At 66.9% G+C, this 20,379-nt stretch carries 19 protein-coding genes; 8 read left to right on the top strand and 11 right to left on the bottom strand.

Annotated elements, in window-relative coordinates; all coding sequences use genetic code 11:
• Positions 1–55 precede the first annotated feature (55 nt).
• Both GYM46_RS01305 and GYM46_RS01300 read right to left on the bottom strand, forming a co-directional pair.
• On the bottom strand, positions 56–298 hold the full coding sequence (locus tag GYM46_RS01305; RefSeq protein WP_008261018.1) for a DUF2164 domain-containing protein: 243 nt from the start codon (positions 296–298) through the stop codon (positions 56–58).
• Positions 298–2,187 carry an ABC-F family ATP-binding cassette domain-containing protein gene (locus tag GYM46_RS01300; protein WP_008264366.1) on the bottom strand — a complete coding sequence of 630 codons (1,890 nt, stop codon included), beginning with the start codon at positions 2,185–2,187 and terminating at the stop codon, positions 298–300. The genes GYM46_RS01305 and GYM46_RS01300 overlap by 1 nt, the downstream gene beginning before the upstream one ends.
• Before the next feature lie 47 nt (positions 2,188–2,234).
• Between GYM46_RS01300 and GYM46_RS01295 the strand changes: the two genes are divergently transcribed.
• The 4 genes from GYM46_RS01295 to GYM46_RS01280 all read left to right on the top strand — a co-directional run bounded on the left by GYM46_RS01295 (position 2,235) and on the right by GYM46_RS01280 (position 3,874).
• A complete protein-coding gene (locus GYM46_RS01295) occupies positions 2,235–2,525 on the top strand; it encodes a type II toxin-antitoxin system Phd/YefM family antitoxin (protein WP_008258831.1) in 291 nt (96 codons plus the stop codon).
• A gap of 77 nt (positions 2,526–2,602) precedes the next feature.
• The gene (locus GYM46_RS01290) at positions 2,603–3,010 is read left to right on the top strand and encodes a type II toxin-antitoxin system VapC family toxin (RefSeq protein ID WP_008260634.1); all 408 of its coding nucleotides are present in this window, start codon (positions 2,603–2,605) and stop codon (positions 3,008–3,010) included.
• Between the two features lie 78 nt (positions 3,011–3,088).
• Entirely contained in the window at positions 3,089–3,508 is a 420-nt protein-coding gene (gene ndk / locus GYM46_RS01285; RefSeq protein WP_008262562.1) for a nucleoside-diphosphate kinase, read from the top strand.
• 165 nt (positions 3,509–3,673) lie between these two features.
• Entirely contained in the window at positions 3,674–3,874 is a 201-nt protein-coding gene (locus GYM46_RS01280) for a hypothetical protein (protein WP_008260739.1), read from the top strand.
• Between the two features lie 93 nt (positions 3,875–3,967).
• Here the strand turns inward: GYM46_RS01280 and GYM46_RS01275 are convergent, their stop codons facing one another.
• Positions 3,968–6,019 (bottom strand): M13 family metallopeptidase, encoded by a 2,052-nt coding sequence (locus GYM46_RS01275; protein WP_035307890.1) that lies wholly within the window; start codon positions 6,017–6,019, stop codon positions 3,968–3,970.
• A 127-nt stretch (positions 6,020–6,146) separates the two neighbouring features.
• Positions 6,147–6,956 (bottom strand): SDR family oxidoreductase, encoded by an 810-nt coding sequence (locus GYM46_RS01270; RefSeq protein WP_008264123.1) that lies wholly within the window; start codon positions 6,954–6,956, stop codon positions 6,147–6,149.
• Between the two features lie 134 nt (positions 6,957–7,090).
• Here GYM46_RS01270 and GYM46_RS01265 point away from each other — a divergent pair, with 134 nt between their 5' ends.
• Entirely contained in the window at positions 7,091–7,756 is a 666-nt protein-coding gene (locus tag GYM46_RS01265; protein ID WP_050771610.1) for a TetR/AcrR family transcriptional regulator, read from the top strand.
• Positions 7,757–7,775: 19 nt separating this feature from the next.
• On the opposite strand, the gene purN is transcribed toward GYM46_RS01265, so the two are convergent.
• Positions 7,776–8,378, bottom strand: a complete 603-nt coding sequence (gene purN / locus GYM46_RS01260; protein ID WP_035307907.1) for a phosphoribosylglycinamide formyltransferase — start codon at positions 8,376–8,378, stop codon at positions 7,776–7,778.
• A gap of 144 nt (positions 8,379–8,522) precedes the next feature.
• Between purN and GYM46_RS01255 the strand changes: the two genes are divergently transcribed.
• Positions 8,523–10,124 carry a S10 family peptidase gene (locus GYM46_RS01255; RefSeq protein ID WP_035307891.1) on the top strand — a complete coding sequence of 534 codons (1,602 nt, stop codon included), beginning with the start codon at positions 8,523–8,525 and terminating at the stop codon, positions 10,122–10,124.
• A 68-nt stretch (positions 10,125–10,192) separates the two neighbouring features.
• On the opposite strand, the gene purM is transcribed toward GYM46_RS01255, so the two are convergent.
• A complete protein-coding gene (purM, locus tag GYM46_RS01250; RefSeq protein ID WP_008261223.1) occupies positions 10,193–11,230 on the bottom strand; it encodes a phosphoribosylformylglycinamidine cyclo-ligase in 1,038 nt (345 codons plus the stop codon).
• A gap of 79 nt (positions 11,231–11,309) precedes the next feature.
• Here purM and rnd point away from each other — a divergent pair, with 79 nt between their 5' ends.
• On the top strand, positions 11,310–12,461 hold the full coding sequence (rnd, locus tag GYM46_RS01245) for a ribonuclease D (RefSeq protein ID WP_008262460.1): 1,152 nt from the start codon (positions 11,310–11,312) through the stop codon (positions 12,459–12,461).
• Positions 12,462–12,507: 46 nt separating this feature from the next.
• Here rnd and GYM46_RS01240 read toward each other — a convergent pair whose 3' ends face one another.
• From GYM46_RS01240 to GYM46_RS01225, 4 genes are all read right to left on the bottom strand, one after another.
• A complete protein-coding gene (locus tag GYM46_RS01240; RefSeq protein ID WP_008261530.1) occupies positions 12,508–14,010 on the bottom strand; it encodes a Ppx/GppA phosphatase family protein in 1,503 nt (500 codons plus the stop codon).
• On the bottom strand, positions 14,010–16,226 hold the full coding sequence (locus GYM46_RS01235) for an RNA degradosome polyphosphate kinase (protein ID WP_008261738.1): 2,217 nt from the start codon (positions 16,224–16,226) through the stop codon (positions 14,010–14,012). The genes GYM46_RS01240 and GYM46_RS01235 overlap by 1 nt, the downstream gene beginning before the upstream one ends.
• A gap of 77 nt (positions 16,227–16,303) precedes the next feature.
• The gene (locus GYM46_RS01230; RefSeq protein ID WP_050771611.1) at positions 16,304–16,996 is read right to left on the bottom strand and encodes a DnaA ATPase domain-containing protein; all 693 of its coding nucleotides are present in this window, start codon (positions 16,994–16,996) and stop codon (positions 16,304–16,306) included.
• 85 nt (positions 16,997–17,081) lie between these two features.
• Positions 17,082–17,369, bottom strand: coding sequence for a YciI family protein (locus tag GYM46_RS01225; RefSeq protein ID WP_008262633.1), 288 nt, complete (start codon positions 17,367–17,369; stop codon positions 17,082–17,084).
• Positions 17,370–17,529: 160 nt separating this feature from the next.
• On the opposite strand from GYM46_RS01225, the gene aspS reads away from it, so the two are divergent.
• Positions 17,530–19,362 (top strand): aspartate--tRNA ligase, encoded by a 1,833-nt coding sequence (gene aspS / locus GYM46_RS01220; protein ID WP_008264354.1) that lies wholly within the window; start codon positions 17,530–17,532, stop codon positions 19,360–19,362.
• A 60-nt stretch (positions 19,363–19,422) separates the two neighbouring features.
• Here aspS and GYM46_RS01215 read toward each other — a convergent pair whose 3' ends face one another.
• On the bottom strand, positions 19,423–20,307 hold the full coding sequence (locus GYM46_RS01215; protein ID WP_008263250.1) for a pentapeptide repeat-containing protein: 885 nt from the start codon (positions 20,305–20,307) through the stop codon (positions 19,423–19,425).
• Positions 20,308–20,379: the final 72 nt, after the last annotated feature.

Genomic DNA, 20,379 nt, shown 5'->3' with positions numbered 1-20,379 from the left:
CCTCGGCGACGAAGGCCAGGGTGTCTTTCCCGTCCTAAACCGAGAGGGGACGCGGTCACTCGCTGCGTTCCAGCCCGGCGATAGCCTCAGAGATGTCGTCGGCCCTTTTCTTCAGCACCGCCTGAGCGTCGTAGAGGGCGCGGTTGTAGAAGAAGGGCCCGATCTCGGAACTGAGAAAGTCGATCAGCATCTGGGCCTGAAGGTCGCGCAGTTCGACGTCCAGTTCGTCCCGAAAATAGGGTCGCAGCTTCGCCGCTATCGCGGCGGTTTCCTCCCGACTGAACTTGATCGGCTTCATCACGCCACCTCGGCGAGCGCCTCTTCCGCCGCGACCCAGGCGACCTCGGCGGCGTCCAGGTCGGCCTGGGTCTTCGCGCGGGCGCGGGTCAGGCCTTCCAGGGCCTTGGGGTTGTTGACGGCGGCGTTGGCCATGTCGTCGTCGATGCGGGCGATCTCGGCGGTCAGGCGGGCCATGGTCTCCTCCGCCTTCTTGACCGCGTGACGCAGGGTCGAGGGCGAAGGGCCTGATTTGCGGTCGTTCTTCTTGCCCTTGTTGTTCTGGGCGGCGGGAGCGGCGGCGGCCTCTTCCTTCTTGATCTGGCTGGGCTTGGCGATGGCCTGTTTGGCGCGGTCCAGAACGAACCTGGCGTAGTCGTCCATGTCGCCGTCGAACGGCTTGACCGTGCCGTCGGCGGCCAGCCACAGCCGGTCGGCCACCATCTCCATCAGCGAACGGTCGTGGGTGATCAGGATGACGGCGCCGGAATAGTCGTTCAGGGCGTCGAGCAGGGCGCGGCGGCTGTCGATGTCCAGGTGGTTGGTCGGTTCGTCGAGGATCAGGACGTGGGGCGCGTCCATGGCCACCATGTTCAGCAGCAGTCGGGCGCGCTCGCCGCCCGACAGGCTGTCGACCGTGGTCTCCTGCTTCTCATAGCCCAAGCCGAACTGGGCCAGTTTGGAGCGGCGGGCGCTTTCGGGGGCGTCCGGCATGGCGCGGCGGATGATCTCCAGCGGCGTGTCGGTCGGGTCCATCGCCTCGATCTGGTGCTGGTGGAACCAGCCCACGCGCATCTTGCGGTCGCGGTGCAGTTCGCCCTCGGACACGTCCAGGGCGCCGGCGATCATCTTGGCGAAGGTGGACTTGCCCGCGCCGTTGACGCCCAGCAGACCGATACGGTCGTCCAGATCCATCCTCAGGTTCAGATTGCGCAGGATCGGCTTGCCCACGTCATAGCCGACATTGGCTCGCTCCAGCCGGATCAGCGGCGGGGCCAGTGGGCGCGGCGGCGAGGGCAGGGTGAAGGGGGCGACCCGTTCCTCGATGGTGGTGGCCACGGGCTGCATCTTCTCCAGCCGCTTCATCCGCGACTGGGCCTGGGCGGCCTTGGAGGCCTTGGCCTTGAACCGGTCGACGAAGGCCTGGAGGTGGGCGCGTTCGGCGTCCTGCTTGGCCTTGGCCGACAACTGCAGCCGGGCCTTTTCGGCGCGAGCCTTTTCGAAGGCGTCGTAGTTCCCGGTGTAGAGGGTCAGGGTGTGGTTCGCGAGGTGCAGGATATGGGTGCAGACCTCGTTCAGCATCTCGCGGTCGTGGGAGATGATCAGGGCCGTGTGCGGATATTTCTTCAGCCGCGCCTCAAGCCACAGGGCGCCTTCCAGGTCGAGGTAGTTGGTCGGTTCGTCGAGCAGCAGCATGTCCGGCTCGGCGAACAGGGCGGCGGCCAGGGCGACGCGCATCCGCCAGCCGCCCGAGAACTCGGACATGGGCCGGGCCTGGTTCTCCTGGTCGAAGCCCAGGCCGACCAGGATTTCGGCGGCGCGCGCGGGGGCGGCGTCGGCGTCGATCTCGATCAGGCGCGACCAGATCTCGCCCATCTCTTCCGGCTCGGCGGTCTCCAGCCGGCCCAGCAGGGTGTGGCGTTCGACGTCGGCCTCAAGGATGGTGTCGATGACGCTGACGGGTGTGGCCGGGTGCTCCTGGTCGACCGAGCCGATGCGGGCGGTCTTGGGCAGGCTGATCTCGTCGCCGTTGGCGTTCAACTCGCCCAGGATCAGCTTGAACAGGGTGGACTTGCCGATGCCGTTGCGGCCCACCAGGCCGACCTTGGCGCCCGGCGGCAGGCTGACGGAGGCGTCCACGAGGAATTTGCGGCCCCAGGCGTTGAAGGTCAGGTCGGTGATCTGGAGCATGGGAGGCGCAATGGACTTTCTGACCGGTCATCTCTATATGACCAGTCATGACGTATGATCTTGTAAGCGGCGAGGTCGTCATAACGGCCACGGAGTTCAAGGCCAAGTGCCTGGACCTGCTGGATCGCGTGAACTCGGGCGAGATCCGCAGGGTTCGCATCACCAAGCGCGGCAAGGAGGTGGCGGTGGTCGCCGGTTCCGCTGCGCCAGAGGATAGAGGCGACTTCATCGGCTGGCAGGCTGGAAGCGTCGATCTGCCGGACGATCTGGACATCGATGGTCCAATCTATGACCCCGAAGTGGATGGCGTCTGTGATCCGATGAGCGGTCTGCGTTGAGCTTGAAGCCGACAAGGGCCGTGGGGCGAGGGCTGGGGGCTCTGTCCAAGGCGGGGCAGTCCAAAGCGGCGATACTGTTGGACACCAACGCGATCATTCGGGCGCAACTGGATCGCGATTTGCGACCTGAGGCCCGTGCCGCGATACAGGCCGCGCAGGCCGAAGACGGAATCCTCGTGTCGGTGGTCTCCGCTTGGGAGATCGGTCTGCTTGCGCGAAATCGGCAAAGCCCGACGGGACGACTGTTTCAACCCGACGCCGCGACATGGTTCGACAATGTCCTGAGCGCGCCGGGCGTCTGGATGGCTCCGATGAACCACCAGATTGCGTTTGCCGCGTGGAACCTCCCGGAGCCGATCCACGGCGATCCAGCGGATCGACTGATGATCGCTATCGCTCGCGAACTTGACGTACCGTTGATCACCCGCGACCGCGCCATCCTCGACTATGCCGCCGCCGGTCACGTGCGCGCCATCGCCTGCTGATAAGACAGGCTTGGCGCGGGGGCGGGGCGTCGCTATAAGCCCGCGACCCTTAGTCTCCCTAACAAGAAGTCAATTCCCATGACCGAACGCACCTTCTCGATCATCAAGCCCGACGCGACCCGCCGCAACCTGACCGGCGCGATCAACGCCGTGATCGAAGGCGCCGGCCTGCGCATCGTGGCCCAGCGTCGCGTCAAGCTGTCGACCGACCAGGCCAAGAAGTTCTACGAAGTCCACGCCGAGCGTCCGTTCTACGGCGAACTGGTCGAGCAAATGACCGCCGAGCCGGTCGTCGTCCAGGTGCTGGAAGGCGAGAACGCCGTCGCCGCCTATCGTGAAATCATGGGCGCCACCAACCCGGAACAGGCCGCCGAAGGCACGATCCGCAAACTGTTCGCCCTGTCGATCGGCGAGAATTCGGTCCACGGTTCGGACAGCCAGGACAACGCCAAGATCGAGATCGCCCAGTTCTTCACCGACGACCAGATCGTCGGCTAAGGCGCTCAAGTCGCGAGGGACCGCGTCCCGACCTAGCGCAAAGTCGGCGCTCAAGTCGCGTTCCGCAGCTCGCAACAGCGACTGAGACATTAAGGCCCGCGTCCGGAACCGGACGCGGGCCTTTTCGTTGGGTCAGTCTCGTCTCAGTCCCCCCGGAGTAGCCTTATGAAAACCCTGCTGAAACTGACCCCCGTCATCGGCGCCGTGGCCTTACTGGCCGCCTGTGGCCAGACCATGGAACAACGCGCCGCCACCGGCGCCCTGGGTGGCGCTGTCGCCGGCCAGGTCGTTGGCGGCAACACCGGTTCGACCGTGGCGGGCGCCGCGATCGGCGCTGTCGCCGGTGCAGCGACCACGCCGAAGTAAGACCTTCAGCCCTGTGCTGAAAAAGCCCAACGGCTGAAAAAGAAAGGCCCGGAGCGATGCTCCGGGCCTTTTCCGTTCGGGCTGCGTGACCGCTTACCAGATGCGGGCGCGGGCCTCGGGGGCGATGTAGGCCTTCTGGTCGGGCGAGACGCCGAAGGCGGCGTACCAGGCGTCGATGTTGCGCGGCGAGGTGGCGGCGCGGACCGAGCCCGGCGAGTGCGGATCGGTGGTCAGCTGTTCCTTCAGCGCCGCCTCGCGCGACTTCTCGCGCCAGACCTGGGCCCAGCCCAGGAAGACGCGCTGGTCGCCCGACAGGCCGTCGATCACCGGAGCCGGCTGGCCGTTCAGCGACTTGTGGTAGGCGTCCAGCGCTAGCAGCAGGCCGCCCAGGTCGGCGATGTTCTCGCCCATGGTCAGGTCGCCGTTGACGTGAACGCCGGGCAGGGGCTCCAGGCTGTTGTAGATGTCGCCCAGAACCTTGGCCCGCGCCTCGAAACGGGCGGCGTCTTCCGGCGTCCACCAGTCGCGCAGCACGCCGTCGCCGTCGGACTTGCGGCCCTGGTCGTCAAAGCCGTGGGTGATCTCGTGGCCGATGACCGCGCCGATGCCGCCGTAGTTGACGGCCGGGTCCGCGTTCGGATCGAAGAAGGGCGCCTGCAGGATGGCGGCCGGGAAGACGATCTCGTTGCGCGGCGGGTTGTAGTAGGCGTTCACCGTCTGGGGCGTCATACCCCATTCCAGCGGATCGACCGGCTTGCCGATCTTGCCGCGCTGATACGCCCATTCGAACGCCGAGGAGCGTTCGACATTGCCGTACAGGTCGCCGGCGGTCAGTTCGAGACCGTCATACGACCGCCACTTGTCCGGATAGCCGATCTTCACCCCGAACTTGGACATCTTGTAGAGGGCCTGTTCGCGGGTCGCCTCGCTCATCCAGTCGAGCGTCTTCAGCCGTTCGGTCATGGCCGCGCGGATATTGTCGACCAGGGTCTCCATCTGGGCCTTGGACGAGGCGGGGAAGTGCAGGCGGACATATTCCTGGGCCAGGACTTCGCCCAACTGGCCGTCGACCAGGGCCACGCCGCGGTTCCAGCGGGGACGGTTCTCGGGCTGGCCGCGCAGGGTCTTGCCGCGGAAGTCGAAGCGGGCGTCGACGAAGGCCTTGGACAGATAGGGGCTGGCCTGATCGACGATCTGGGTCGCCTCCCACGCCTTCAGGGTCTCGATCGGGGTTTCGGCGAAGACCTGGGCGATGCCCGGGAAGGCCGTGTTCTCCATCAGCACCAGGGTGTCGAGGTTCCCCACCTGAGCGCCGTCGAGGAAGGCCGTCCAATCGAAGCCGGGAGCGAACGTCGCCAAGTCAGCGACTTTGGTGGGGTTGTAGAGCTTGTCGATCTGGCGACGCTCGACCGTGGTCCAGTGTTTCTCGGCGACCTTGGTCTCGAAGGCCAGGATGTCGGCGGCGCTCTGGGCCGGATTGGTCCAGCCGATGGCCGTCAGGGTCTGGGTCAGATAGGCCAGATAGGCCTCGCGCTGGGCGGCGAAGTCCGGCTTCAGATAATAGTCGCGGTCGGGGAGACCGAGCCCGCCCTGGGCCAGATAGGCCGAGTTGATGTTCGGGTTCTGAAGGTCCTCGAAGACCGCGACGCCGAACAGGGAGCCGCCGAAGCCGGAATGGCTGGCGCCCATCAGGCGGGCCATGGCGGCGTGGTCGGTCACGGCCTTCACGGCGGCGAGGTCGGCGGCCATGGGCGCGGCGCCCAGCTGTTCGACGCGGGCCTCGTCCATGAAGCTGGCGTAGAGGGCGCCGACCTTCTGGGCGTTGGCGTTGACCGGATTGGCGGCGCTGGCCTCGATGATCGAGCGGAGCTGGGCCTGGGCGTTCTCATAGAGGACGTCGAAGGGACCGAACCGGGCCTTGTCGGCGGGGATCTCGGTGGTGCGGAGATAGGTTCCGTTGGCGTATTCGTTGAAGTCGTCGCCCGGCTTGACGCTGGTGTCGCGGCCGGCGAGGTCAAAGCCCCAGGCGCCGAAGGGGGCGGGGGCGCCGTGCGCGTCGTGCGAATGGTCCTGGGCCGAGGCGCCGCCGGTCAGGGCGACGACGATACAGGCCGAGCAGGCGGCCATAAGGCGAATACGATTCATGAAGGATAGGGTCCCGATTTTTGTCGGCCGCACCTTTGCGCCGGTGCGGCGGCCTGTCGCATGAAGTTTTCGTAATCCGGCGAGAGGTGGTTCTCGGTGGATGCGGTCAGCGGCCCACGCCTGAACCTCATCGCCTTCCCTGGAAGTCGTCCATCGAATGATAGACGCCCAGCCAGCGCCCGCCGATCAGGTCGAACCATCGTACCGGCAGAAGACCGCGGACCAGGGGCAAAAGGTTCACAATCCACGGCAGTCGCAGAACGATCCTGTCCGTCTTGATCGCCGCGACGATCCGATCGACGACCTTGTCGGGTCTGAGGATGGGGATGACGGGCGAACGCACGCCCTGGAACATGCCGGTGTCGATGTAATAGGGCATGACGGTCGTGACCTTCACGCCGGTCGCCTCTTGCTCCATTTCGATGCGCAGGGAATCGGACCAGCCGATCACGGCCCATTTGCTGGCGCAGTAGACCGACATTTTGGGGTTGGAAACCAGGCCGGCTGCGGAGGCGATGTTGACGATATGGCCGCCGCCCCGGGCGATCATGCCGGGCAGGACGGCGTGCGCCACATACATCGGCGCCAGCGCGTTCACATCCATGGTTCGCGCGATGTCGTCGGGGCTGTGGGCGACGAAGGGCCGACCGGTCACCACGCCGGCGTTGTTCACCAGTATGTCCACTTTGATCGCGGCCTCGTTCATCTCTTGAACCGTGGCGCGGATACGTTCGGGGTCGGCCAGATCGACCAGATAGGTCGACACGGCGACGCCGTCCCCGGCCAAGTCGTGGGCCAGTCGCTCCATGGCCTCCGCCTGGATATCCCAGAGGACCAGATGCGCGGCGCCCTCAGCGACGAACCTCCGCGCCATCAGCGCGCCGATCCCGGACGCCCCGCCGGTGATCAGAACCGTCTTGCCGCCAATCCTGCTCATGAGAGTCCATCCGTGTCCGCAGTACTCAAGAACTGGAGTATTTGCTCTCATTTGACAAGACTGGTAGTCGAGGAAGCCCTTCGCTCCGTCGTCGCCGAATGAGGCCGGGCGAAGTCCAAGTCACAGGGAGACCCATGGCCGCCAACCCGACGGATGCTCAGGACGGTCCCGGGCCCACCGGAAGCGGGCCTGTGCGGCGGCCGCCGGTCCAGGATCGCGGCCGTCGGCGGGTTGAGCAGATCCTCGACGCCGCCGCCGAAGTGATCGGCGAAATGGGCGTGGACAACGCCACGACCAATATGATCGCTGCGCGGGCCAGTACGTCGGTCGGGGTGCTCTATCGCTTCTTCCCCCACAAGCGCGCGATCATCGAGATGCTGGCGATGCGCTATGTGCACGAGACGGAACAGATTCTGAGCCGTCAGGAGCAGGCGGGCATTGCGGTTTGGCCCCTGCGTCAGGCGGTCGAATGGGTCCTGCATGCGCTGACGGACTTTCATCAGGCCCATCCCGCCTATCAACACGTCTATCGGGCCGTGCGCGGCTCCAGCAGTCCGGAAAGCATCGCATTGCTCGATCACACCCGGGTCGTCGTCGATCGCTTGCTGGCGCTCCGCGCACGGCATGTCCTGCCCCAGGACCGCGAATGGCACGCCACCACAGTGGTCGAGGCGGCGCATGCCCTGGTGGTTCAGGCCTGCGCTCTGACGCCTGACAAACGCGCGCGGCTTATCGAGGAAACCGCCCTGATGCTGACCCGGTACCTGACGCCGGATTATGCGCCTTCGGACCGGGCCTGACGGCGCAGCATGGAGAGGTTCAGGCCCGCGCCAAACCCTTGCAGAAGCTCGTCAGCACCTGCGGATACAACCCATGTTCCCCCGTCTTCACCCGCTCGGCCAAGGCGGCGGGCGTGTCGTCGCCCAGGATCGGCACACGGGCCTGGCCCAGGATCGGACCTTCGTCCACGCCTTCGGTGACCAGATGAATGGTGCAGCCGGCCTCGGCGTCGCCGGCGGCGATGGCGCGGGCGTGAGTGTCGAGGCCGGGATAGAGGGGCAGCAGGCTGGGGTGGATGTTCAGCATCCGGCCCTCCCATGCGCGCACCAGCCACGGCGTCAGGATCCGCATATAGCCGGCCAGGGCGACCACCTCGACGCCGGTCGCGCGCAGGGCCTCGTCAACCGCCCGCTCATGGGCCTCGCGGTCCTTGCCGAACGGCTTGTGGGGGATGGAGACGGTCGCGACGCCCTTGGCCGAGGCGATGGCCAGGCCGCCCGCGTCTTCGATGTTGGACAGGACCAGGGCGACCTCATAGCCGCTGTCGGCGGCCTGACCGGCGTCGATCAGGGCGGCCATGTTGGAGCCGGTCCCGGAGATCAGGACGGCGACGCGGACGGGAGAAACGGCTCGGGACGACATGGCCGCCCCCATGGCGGGGCGGGCGACGCTTGGCAAGGATCAAACGCGATCCGCTCTTGTTGTCCGCCGTGTTCGGACGTTACCGTGTAACGTCGCCCATCCGACGAGGGGTCCTGAGGGGCGGCGGGTACAGGGGATTATCGCATGAAGAGACTGATCTGCCTCGCGGCCATGGCTGCGATGCTGGGCGCGCCCGCAGCGTCCTTCGCTCAGGAGAGCGGTTCGAACAGCGGCGCCAGCGGCGGCGCGATGCGCTCGGCGACCGACCGGTTCCGCAACGCCAACGCCGACGCCATCGAAAAGGACTGGGCGCGCGCGCCGGTCAAGGAGGCCGAGGTCACGACGGCCCATTCGGTCAACGCCCATGGCAAGACCCTGCGGTATCACGCGACGGCGGGGACGCTGACGATCCGCGACGACGCGGGCATGCCGACGGCCAGCCTGTTCTATACCGCCTATACGCTGGACGGTCAGCCGGTGGGGACGCGGCCGGTGACCTATCTGTACAACGGCGGGCCGGGCTCGCCGACGGTGTGGCTGCACATGGGCTCGTTCGGGCCGATGCGGGTCCAGACCGACGAGCCGACGGTGGTGCGGCCCGCGCCCTTCGCCTTTGGTCCCAACGATATGACCCTGCTGGACCAGACGGATCTGGTCTTCATCGACATGGTGGGGGCGGGCTTCTCGCGGCCGCTGGGCGAGACGGCGGGTTCGGCCTTCTGGGGCGTGGATCAGGACGCCGACGCCTTCGCCCGCGCCATCATGCGCTACACGACCAAGTTCAGCCGCTGGTCCAGCCCGAAATACATCATCGGCGAATCCTACGGCACCCTGCGCACCGGCGCCGTGGCCTTCCAGCTGGAAGACCGGGGCATGTCGCTGAATGGGGTGGTGCTGCTGTCCTCGATCATGAACTACGGTGTGCGTCAGCCGGGCTATCCGCAGAATTTCGTCACCCTGCTGCCGACCTATGCGGCGACGGCCTGGTATCACCGCAAGCTGGCCCATCCGGCGGCGACGGTGGAGGAACAGGTGCAGCGGGCGCGCGACTTCGCGCTCGGACCCTACGCCTCGGCCCTGGCCAAGGGGCATATGATCTCGGACGCCGAGCGCGCCGACATCGTGCGTCAGATGAGCGAACTGACCGGCCTGTCGCCCAATTTCATCGACAACGCCAATCTGCGGGTCGAGCTGAGCAGCTTCCGCAAGGAACTGCTGCGTGACCGGCGCCAGACCATCGGGCGACTGGACACCCGCTATCTGGGTCTGGACGACGACGCCTCTGGGGATTCGCCCGAGGACGATCCCTCCAGCTCGGCCGTGACGGGGGCCTATTTCGGCATCTTCCGCGACTATGTGGCCAATGAGCTGAAGTACGACACCGACGTCGAATACCGGATGTCGGCGCGGGGCCTGCCGGGCTTCAACTGGAACTGGAACCACCGTCCGCCGGTCGGCGGGCCGCAGACGACACCGAATACGGCGGTCGATCTGGCCACGGCGATGCGGCGCAATCCGTATCTGAAGGTGATGGCGCTGAACGGCTATTACGACGCCGCCACCCCCTTCTTCTCGACCGAGTTCGACCTGGCCCAGATGATGCTGGAGCCCAGCCTGAGGCCGAACCTGGAGTTCACCTATTATGAGGGCGGGCACATGATGTACCTGAGCCACGACGCCCTGGTGAAGCTGCACGCCGACCTGTCGCGCTTCTACAGCGAAACGGCGAACGGCGGGGCGCGCTGATACGCAAGAGGGCCGGAGGCGTCGCCGCCTCCGGCCCTTGTTTCATGCGAAACCGGCGCGTCGAAGGATCAGGCCGCTTCCAGCTGTCCGCAGACGAAGGCGACCTCGCCCGCGTTGAGCAGGGCGGCCAGAACCGGCTCGGCGTTTTCGGGCGAGACGATCAGGATGAAGCCGACGCCGCAGTTGAAGGTGCGGCGCATCTCGTGGTCGCTGATGCCGCCGGTTTCGGCCAGCCACTGGAAGACGTGGGGCATGGGCCAGCTGTTCCAGTCGAACGAAGCCTTCAGCCCCTCGGCGATGCAGCGGGGCGGGTTCTCGATCAGGCCGCCGCCGGTGATGTGGGCCGCACCCTTGACCAGGCCCGCCTTCATCAGGGGAAGGACCGGCTTCACATAGATGCGGGTCGGCTCCATCAGGGCCTGGGCCAGGGAGCGGTCCTTGGCGAAGGGGGCGTCGTCGCCCCAGGCCAGGCCGGACTTCTCGACCACCTTGCGGACCAGGGAATAGCCGTTCGAGTGCGGACCCGTGGAGCCCAGACCGATGATGATGTCGCCGGCCGCCTGGCGGTCCAGATAGGGCAGGGCGTGGCCGCGCTCGACCGCGCCCAGGCTGAAGCCGGCCAGATCATAGTCGCCGTCGGTGTACATGCCGGGCATTTCAGCGGTTTCGCCGCCGACCAGGGCGCAGCCGGCCTGGCGGCAGCCCTCGGCGATGCCGGCGACGACGCGGCGGGCGGCGTCGATCTCCAGACGGCCGGTGGCGTAGTAGTCGAGGAACAGAAGCGGCTCGGCGCCCTGGGCCAAGAGGTCGTTGACGCACATGGCGACCAGGTCGATCCCGACGCCGTCATGACGGCCGGTTTCGATGGCGATCTTCAGCTTGGTGCCGACGCCGTCGGTGGTGGTGACGATCAGCGGATCTTCAAATCCGGCGGCCTTCAGGTCGAACAGGGCGCCGAAACCGCCCAGCGACGGCTCCGAACCGGGGCGCGCCGTGGACCTGGCCAGGGGCTTGATGTGTTCGACCAGCATCTCGCCTGCGTCGATGTCCACGCCCGCATCGGCGTAGGTCAGGCCGTTTTCGAGAGGCTTTTGGGTGTCGCTCATGGTGTTCGGGCCTGGAATCGGGGCGGAAATGCAGCGCGGCTCTTGCCACAGGTGGGTTGCGGGGGGCTATAGCATCGGAATGACGCCGATCACCACCAATGAGGCGCTGGCCGATTTTTGCGCCCGCCTCGCCACCGCCCCGTTCATCACGGTCGACACCGAGTTCATGCGGGAAACGACCTACTGGCCCAGGCTGTGCCTGATCCAGGCCGCGTCCGCCGATCACGCCGGGATCATCGATCCCATGGCGGAAGGCCTGGACCTGGAGCCTTTCCTGGACCTGTTGCGCGATCCGAAGATCATCAAGGTCTTCCACGCCTGCCGCCAGGACGTCGAAATCTTCGTGCGACTGGGCGCCATGCCCAGGCCGATGTTCGACACCCAGGTGGCGGCCATGGCGGCCGGGTTCGGCGAACAGGTCGCCTATGATTCGCTGGTGCGGCAGATGCTGCGCGTCGAACTGGACAAGGGCAGCCGCTTCACCGACTGGGCGCGACGCCCGCTGTCGGACAGCCAGCTGGTCTACGCGCTGGGCGACGTGACCCATCTGGCGGCCCTGTATCCCAAGCTGCGCGACCGGCTGAAGAAGGAGGGACGGCTGGACTGGGTGATGTCGGAGATGGAGAGCCTGATCGATCCGGCCCTGTACGACACCAATCCCGAGAACGCCTGGAAGCGGCTGAAGCCCAAGAAATTCTCGGCCAAATACCTGGCGGCCTTCAAGGCCGTGGCAGTCTGGCGCGAGCGTGCGGCCCAGGAGCGTGACCAGCCGCGCGGCCGCATCCTGAAGGACGAGGGCATCGACGAGGTCGCGCAACAGACCCCCACCGATCCCGAGGCCTTCAACCGTCTGCGTTCGGTGCCCAAGGGCTTCGGCGGATCGCGCCTGGGCCTGGAGCTGGCCGAGGAGCTGAAGCGCGTCCTGGCCGATCCCGAATCCCATGCGCCCGAGATGGAGCGGCCGGCCCATCGCCAGCCAGCGCCGCCGTCGGTGGTGGAGCTGCTGAAGGTGCTGCTGAAGGCCAAGAGCGACAACGCCGGGGTGGCGTCCAAGCTGATCGCCACCGTGTCGGATCTGGAAAAGATCGCCGTCACCGACGACGCCGATGTGGATGCGTTGAAGGGCTGGCGGCGCGAGATCTTCGGGGAGGACGCGCTGAAGCTGAAGCGGGGCGAGATCGCCCTGGTGCTGAGCGGATCGCGGGTCGAGGTCGTCGAGATCGAGGGGTAGATTTCCTGTCTCCTCCCCGCTGCGGGGGGAGGAGACCTTCTTCTTCCTAGATTTTCAGGCCCAGTCCCATCGCCTCGGCCAGGGCCTTGGCGCGCTTTTTCGTCTGTTCGCCCAGCAGGACGTCGGCGTAGCCTTCAGTGGCTGTCAGCTTCAGTTCGGTCTTGCCGACCGTGGCGGTGGCGTTGGCGAGCAGTTGCGACGACCGACCCGACAGATCGCAGGCCAGGCGGATGGCCAGGCCCAGGGCGCGGGCGCGCTTGGCGGCGTCCTCGTTCAACAGGCGGCTGATGATGTCCGGCTGGGGCGTGGCCGGACCGCCGCCGTAGCGGGCGTTCATGGCGCAGGCGAGGAAGGCGCGCTCCGCATGGCTGACGCCCGCCACGGGCGCACGCAGAACCTGGTCGAAGACCAGTTCCAGACGGTGGTCCGGATGCAGGCGGGCGCCCAGGTCCGACAGGCGGCAGGCGGCGGCGGACAGGACGCCGTCGCGCGCGGCGCCGAAGGCCGACGGCAGGGCCGAGACGACGTCGGAAATCCAGCCGTTCAGGGCGCCGGGCAGGGCGGGGTCGATCCCCTGCCGTCCGCCCAGAGCCGCGCACCCGGCCAGCAGCGGATCGGCCGCCTGGGTCGCCTCGTCCAGGGTTTCGAACAACAGGCCTTCGCGCACCCCCCAGGCGGACATCTCGATCCGCTTCAGGTTCAGGTGCTTGATCAGACCTTCCAGCACCAGGCCGGCGTAGGGCAGGGTTTCGGCCCGCTTCTTGGACACGCTGGGCAGTTTCGCCAGGCTGGCGGCCGACTGTTGCGCGACCAGACGCGCGGTCTCCAGCGCCTCGTCCGCCGTGATCTCGTACTGGTGCACGACCTTCAGCGGATAGGATTTCAGCGCCATATGGACTTGGGCCAGGGTGCGCCAGGCGCCGCCGACGGCGTAGAGGCGGTCGGTCTGGAACTGGGCCGCGACGGGTTTCAGCCTCTGGTCGATGCGGGCCTTGATCCGGTCGGCGTCGAATCCCTTGCCCTCGGCCAGGGCGAAGGGGCCCAGCGGCAGGGTCAGCCCCTGTTCGACGCTGCGCGCCGCGCCAGGCGCGCCGTCCAGACGAGTCAGCTCCAGACTGGCGCCGCCCATGTCGGCCGAGACGCCTTGCGCGTCGGGTGCGCCGGCCAGCACCCCCATGGCGGCGTATTTCGCCTCTTCCTCGCCGGACAGGACACGGATCTGCAAGCCCGTCTCGGCGGCGACGCGCTGGCAGAACTCAGGGCCGTCCCTGGCTTCGCGCACGGCCGCGGTGGCGGCGATCAGGGTGGCGTCGGGGCGAACCCCCTCCAGCACGGCGGCGAAACGGCGCAGGGCCGTCATGGCCATGACCACCCCCTCGGGCGACAGCTTGCCGGTGGTCGGCAGGTCGCGGCCCAGACCGGCCAGGACCTTTTCGTTGAACACGGTCCAGATCGCCCGACCTTCCAGCCGGTAGAGAACCAGACGGACCGAGTTGGACCCGATGTCGATGGCCGCGACGTCGCGGCCGGTAAGCGCCAGATCCGGCATCAGCGGCCGGGACGCTCGTAGCTGAGAACGGACGGCAGGGTCTTCACCTTGCGCCCACGGCCCGACAGGCTGGGATTGGTCATGAAATATTTGTGGGCCGAGAAGGGCCGCTCCGGATCGGCGGGGATGAGGCGGGTATAGCGCCCTTCGGCGTCCAGCACCCAGCTTTGTGCGTCGTCCTTCAGATTGGCGACCATGATCTGGTCCAGCACCTGGTCATGGACGGTGGCGTTGCGGATCGGGGTCATCAACTCGACCCGGCGGTCCAGGTTGCGCGTCATCCAGTCGGCCGAGGAGATGAAGACCTTGGCCTTGTCGTGCGGCAGGTCCTTGCCGTTGGCGAAACAGACGATGCGGCTGTGCTCCAGGAAGCGGCCGACGATGGACTTGACGCGGATGTTCTCGGACAGGCCCGTGACGCCCGGCCGCAGGCAGCAGATGCCGCGCACGACCAGATCGATGCGCACGCCCCACTGGCTGGCCCGGTACAGGGCGTCGATGATCTCGGGGTCGACGAGCGAGTTCAGCTTGACCCAGATGGCGGCGGGCTTGCCCATGGCGGCGGCCGACATCTCCTTGCCGATCAGTTCGATCAGGGTGGACTTCATGTTCAGCGGCGAGACCACCAGGGCTTCAAGCTCGTCCGGCGTGGCGTAGCCGGTGATGTAGTTGAACACCCGGCTGGCGTCGCGGCCCAGGACCGGGTCGCACGAGAACAGGGACAGGTCGGTGTAAATCTTGGCCGTGACCGGGTGATAGTTGCCGGTGCCGAAGTGGCAGTAGGTGCGCAAGGCCTCGCCCTCACGCCGCACCACGACGCTGAGCTTGGCGTGGGTCTTGTATTCGACGAAGCCGAAGACGACGTGGACCCCCGCCCGTTCCATCGCCCGGGCCCAGCGCAGATTGGCCTCTTCGTCGAACCGGGCCTTCAGCTCGACCAGGGCGGTGACGTTCTTGCCGTTCTCGGCCGCCTCGATCAGGGCGGCGACGATGGGGCTGTCCTTGGAGGTGCGATACAGGGTCTGTTTGATGGCGATGACGTTCGGGTCCCGCGCCGCCTGACGCAGGAACTGCACCACCACGTCGAAGCTCTCGAACGGGTGGTGGATCAGCATGTCCTTCTCGCGGATGGCGGCGAAGATGTCGCCGCCGTTGTCGCGGACCCGCTCGGGATAGCGCGGCTCATAGCCCTTGAACTTGAGGTCGGGGTGGCCGCCGGGGATCAGATCCGACAGCTGGGCCAGGCCCAGCATGCCGTCGACCAGCACCACGTCCTGGGGCGTCGCCTCCAGTTCGCCGACGATGAAGTCGCGCAGGTCGGTCGGCATCGAGGCCTCGATCTTGATGCGCACGACCGAGCCCAGGCGACGCTGTTTCAGCGCCTCCTCGAACTCGAGCACCAGGTCCTCGGCCTCTTCCTCGATCTCGATATCGCTGTCGCGGATCAGGCGCAGAAGGCCCTTCTCCAGAATGTCACAGCCGGGGAACAGGTGGTCGATGAACAGCAGCAGCACGTTTTCAAGCGTGATGAACCGCTTGCGACCGGGCGCCGAGCGGCCGTCGGTCGGCAGTTCCCAGAAGCGCCGAACCTGGGTCGGCACGGGCACCAGGGCGTAGAAGGTCTTGGCCTCGCCCTTGCGTTTCAGCTTCAGCGCCAGGGAGAAGCCGAGGTTGGGCAGGAAGGGGAAGGGATGGGCCGGGTCAATGGCCAGGGGCGTCAGGACGGCGAAGAGCTGGTTCAGGAACTCGGGCTCCAGCCGCTCCTTCTCGGTCTTGGTCAGGCGGTTGCGGTCGACCACCTCGATGCCGACGGTCGCCAGTTCCTTCTTCAGCTGGCGCCAGCGCACCTGCTGTTCGGCCATCAGGTCGCCGGCCGAGATATTGATCCGCTCGAGCTGTTCGGCCGGGGTCAGGCCGTCGGCCGAAAGCACCCGCACCCGCTCGCGCAACTGGCCCTTCAGGCCGGCGACGCGGGTCATGAAGAACTCGTCGAGATTGTTGGCCGAGATCGACACGAACCGCAGGCGTTCCAGCAGCGGGTGGTTCGGATTGGCGGCCTCTTCCAGCACACGTTCGTTGAAGGCCAGCCAGGAGATTTCACGGTTGAAGAACCGCGTGGGCGAGGCGATCAGGTCCTCGTTCAGGGCAAGCTGGGGGGCGCGGGAAGCGGGGACTTCCTCGCCCAGGGTGGCGTCGTGGATCGCGGCGTCGGTCATGGCCCGGTTCTCGCGCGCGACTGTGACGGCCGCAAGCGGCCATCGACATTTTCATGGGCGGCCATTCGCCCCGGCCCTCAGTCGGTCTCGACCTCGACGGCGGCGCTCATTTCGTCCAGCACCTGCCGGGCCAGGGCTCGGGTGACGGGGCGGTGCAAGGCGTCCAGACGTTCGACCGCAGTCGCCGCAGTGTCGGCGGACCGGTCCAGCCGCCGCACCAGATAGGCGATCACCTCGTCGGTCGGGGCGATGCTGCGCTCGGCGAACCGGGCGCGCAGAATGGCGGACAGGACCCGGTCGTCCGGCGCCTCGACGGCGACGGTCCGGACCGCGTCCAGGCGTGAGCGCAGATCGGGCAGGGCGACGGACCAGTTCCGCGGGGCCGCGCGCGACACCAGCAGCAGGGCGCCGCCGCCCGTATGGGCCAGATTGATCAGGTGAAACAGGCTCTCGTCGTCCGCATCGCGCGCGCGATCCAACAGGACCGGCCGCCCTTCCAGCTCCAGCGGATCGACCAGGGCCGCCTCGACGCCGTTCAGCGGCACGGCCCCGACCCGTTCGGCCCAGTCGGCGGCCAGCCGGCTCTTGCCCGAACCCGCCGGTCCGTAAAGGGCCAGGACCGAACCGGCGCCGTCCGGCCAGCGCGACAATACGCGGACGGCCTCGGCGTTGCTGTCCGACGACACAAAGGCCTCGCCCGCAAGCGGGCGTTCCAGCGGCAGACGCAGCTGTTCGGCGTTCGGTCGGATCATGGCGCTCTGCGCGGGCATGAGCCTGTCATAGCAGAGGCGGAGACGAACTGCGCAGGCGCATCCTGTTGGTACAGGGGAGCGAAGGCCCGCCCTGTGGACGGAATCAGGCGAATTCGGTCAGGGCGGGGATCAGCTTGCCCGCCTTGAACTCGGTGATCTTATAGTCGGCGAGGCCATGGATCTGGAAAGGATCGTCCTTCAGCAGGGCTTCCAGGTCCTCCTTCGCGCCGCCGCCGCGCACCACCAAGATCCCGCCGGTGCGCGGAACCATGGGGCCGGCGGCGATGATCAGGCCGCTGGCGACATGGATGTCCAGCCATTCGCGATGCTCCACCGTCTTCGCCTCGATGGCTTCGATGGGCTGGGTGTAGGTGATGGTGACGATGAACATGGGCAGCCTTGCGCGGTGACTGGAACCGCTATCGCGCGGCGAGGCGGGGTTTGCAACGGCTGAAACCTTGACTTTCGGGGGGGATAATGCGCCCTACGCCGCTTCGATTTCAGGCGCCTGAGGCGTCAGATTCCACCGCAGAATTCCAGACGGTCCATTCATGCACGCCTATCGCTCTCACACCTGCGGCGCCCTGCGCGCCTCCGACGCCGGTTCCGCCGTCCGCCTGTCCGGCTGGGTGCATCGGAAGCGCGATCACGGCGGCCTGCTGTTCATCGATCTGCGCGACCACTACGGCCTGACGCAGCTGGTGCTGCACCCGGAGACGCCGGGCTTCGCGGCGGTCGAACGTCTGCGCGCCGAAAGCGTGATCAAGATCGACGGTGAAGTCGTCGCGCGCGAGGCGGGGGTGGTGAACCCGAACCTGCCGACCGGCGAGGTCGAGGTTCGCGTCCAGGGCGTCGAGGTCCTGTCGGAAGCCGCCGAACTGCCGATGCCGGTCTTTGGCGATCAGGAGTATCCGGAAGACATCCGCCTGGCCAACCGCTTCCTGGATCTGCGCCGCGAGCGGCTGCACAAGAATATCGTGCTGCGCTCCAGGGTCATCTCTTCGATCCGTCAGCGCATGGTCGGCCAGGGCTTCCTGGAGTACCAGACCCCGATCCTGACCGCCTCGTCGCCGGAAGGCGCGCGCGACTTTCTGGTGCCGTCGCGTCTGCACCCCGGCAAGTTCTACGCGCTGCCGCAGGCGCCGCAGCAGTTCAAGCAGCTGCTGATGGTCTCGGGCTTCGACCGCTATTTCCAGATCGCCCCCTGCTTCCGTGACGAGGACCTGCGCGCCGACCGTTCGCTGGAATTCTACCAGCTCGACGTCGAGATGAGCTTCGTGACCCAGGAAGACGTCTTCGCCGCCATCGAACCGCTGATGCACGGCGTGTTCGAGGAGTTCGGCGAGGGCAAGCCGGTGTCGCCCATCGACGGCGTTCATGTCTTCACCAACGATTTCGGCGAGACGTTCGAGCACAAGGGCTTCGAGCGCCTGACCTACGCCCAGTCGATGGCCTGGTATGGTTCGGACAAGCCGGACCTGCGCAACCCGATCAAGATGCAGGTCGTCTCCGACCACTTCCGCGACGGCGGTTTCGGCCTGTTCGCCAAGATCCTGGGCGCGGACGAGAAGAACGCCGTCTGGGCCATCCCGGCGCCGACCGGCGGATCGCGCGCCTTCTGCGACCGTATGAACTCCTGGGCGCAGGGCGAGGGCCAGCCGGGGATGGGCTATATCTTCTGGTCGGAGGACCAGGGCGCCTGGGGCGGCCCCATCGCCAAGAACCTGGGTCAGGAGCCGACCGAGACCTTGATGGCCTCGCTGGGTCTGGGCAAGGGCGACGCCGCCTTCTTCACTGCCGGTCTGCCGTCGGTCTTCGCCAAGTTCGCCGGCCTGGCCCGCACCCGCGTGGGCACGGAGCTGAAGCTGATCGACGAGAACCAGTTCAAATTCTGCTGGATCGTCGACTTCCCGATGTTCGAATGGTCGGAAGAAGAGAAGAAGGTCGACTTCAGCCACAACCCCTTCTCGATGCCGCAGGGCGGGCTAGAGGCCCTGGAGACCCAGGATCCGCTGACCATCCGCGCCTTCCAGTACGACATCGTCTGCAACGGCTATGAGCTGTGCTCGGGCGCGATCCGGAACCACAAGGCCGAGATCATGCTGAAGGCCTTCGAGATCGCCGGCTACGACGCGTCTGTGGTTGAGGAGCAGTTCGGCGGCATGCTGAACGCCTTCCGCTACGGCGCGCCGCCGCACGGCGGCCTGGCCCCCGGCATCGACCGCATCGTCATGCTGCTTGCCGGCGAGACGGCCATCCGCGAGGTCATCGCCTTCCCGCTGAACCAGCAGGGCGAGGATCTGCTGATGAACGCCCCGACCGAGGCGGAGGAACGCCAGTTGAAGGACGTCCACATCCGCACGGCCGTGCCGATCAAGGTCTGATCGGCCACGCCTGATCGCCGAAACGAAGAAGGGGACGCTGCGGCGTCCCCTTTTTGCTGTTCAGTGTTCGGCGGACACGAAGTGGCGCACGGCCGGGGGAGCCGGCGGTGCAGGCGGGGTGCGGATCACCCGGATGGTTCCGCGACAGGCCTGGGGCGTCAGACGACCGGGCAGGCGGGTGGCGCCGTCGCCGCAGGCCTCGCTGACCTGATCCTGGGTCAGGTTGCGCGCCCCGGACAGGTCGGCGCCCCGGATGTCTGTGCGGCGCAGCGAGGCGTCGTTGAAGTCGGCGCGGGTGAAGGTCGCCCCGGTCAGACGGGCGCCGTCCAGGCTGGCGTCACGGAAGGAGGCGTTCGAGAAGTCGCCGCCGGACAGGTTGGAGGCGTTGATCTCGGCGTCGGAGAAGTTTGCGCCGATGGCGTGGACATTGGCCAGGGTGGCGCCGAACAGTTCGCTGTTCGAGAAATTCGCGCCCGCCAGGGTCGCGCCGTTGAAATTCACGCCGTGCAGTTCGGCCCCCGACAGGTCGGCCCGCGACAGGTTGGCGCGCACGAAGGATGAGCCCTGGGCCTCGGCCCCCGTCAGGACGGCGCCGGTGAAATTGGTCGAGGTGAAGTTGGCCCCGACGATCTCGACCCCCGTCAGATTGGCGCGGCTGAAGTCGCTGCCGGTGAAGTTGGAGCCGACCATTTCCGCGCCGCGCAGATTGGCGCCGACCAGGGTGGCGTTCATGAAGCTGGCGCCGGTGAAGGTGGCGCCCGACAGGTTTCGGCCCGACAGTTCGCAGCGATTGCACGAACCGCCCAGGGACACCGACCGGGCCACGTCACGATCCTGGACCGTCATCTCGATCCCGGCGAAGGCGGGGGTGGCGAGCATCAGGCCCGCCGCCGCGATCAGCGCGGATTTCAATCGGATGGGGGTTGGGCGGGCGATCTGTTTCACGCAGTCTGAATGCCCCGAAACACCGGCCATACCTACTTAAATCGAGGTAATTTCGTTAAATCCCGGCAAGAC

The organism is Brevundimonas mediterranea (assembly GCF_011064825.1).
Taxonomy (GTDB): domain Bacteria; phylum Pseudomonadota; class Alphaproteobacteria; order Caulobacterales; family Caulobacteraceae; genus Brevundimonas; species Brevundimonas mediterranea_A.
The sequence above is the reverse complement of the archived record's forward strand: the minus strand, read 5'-3'. Positions and strand labels throughout refer to the sequence as shown.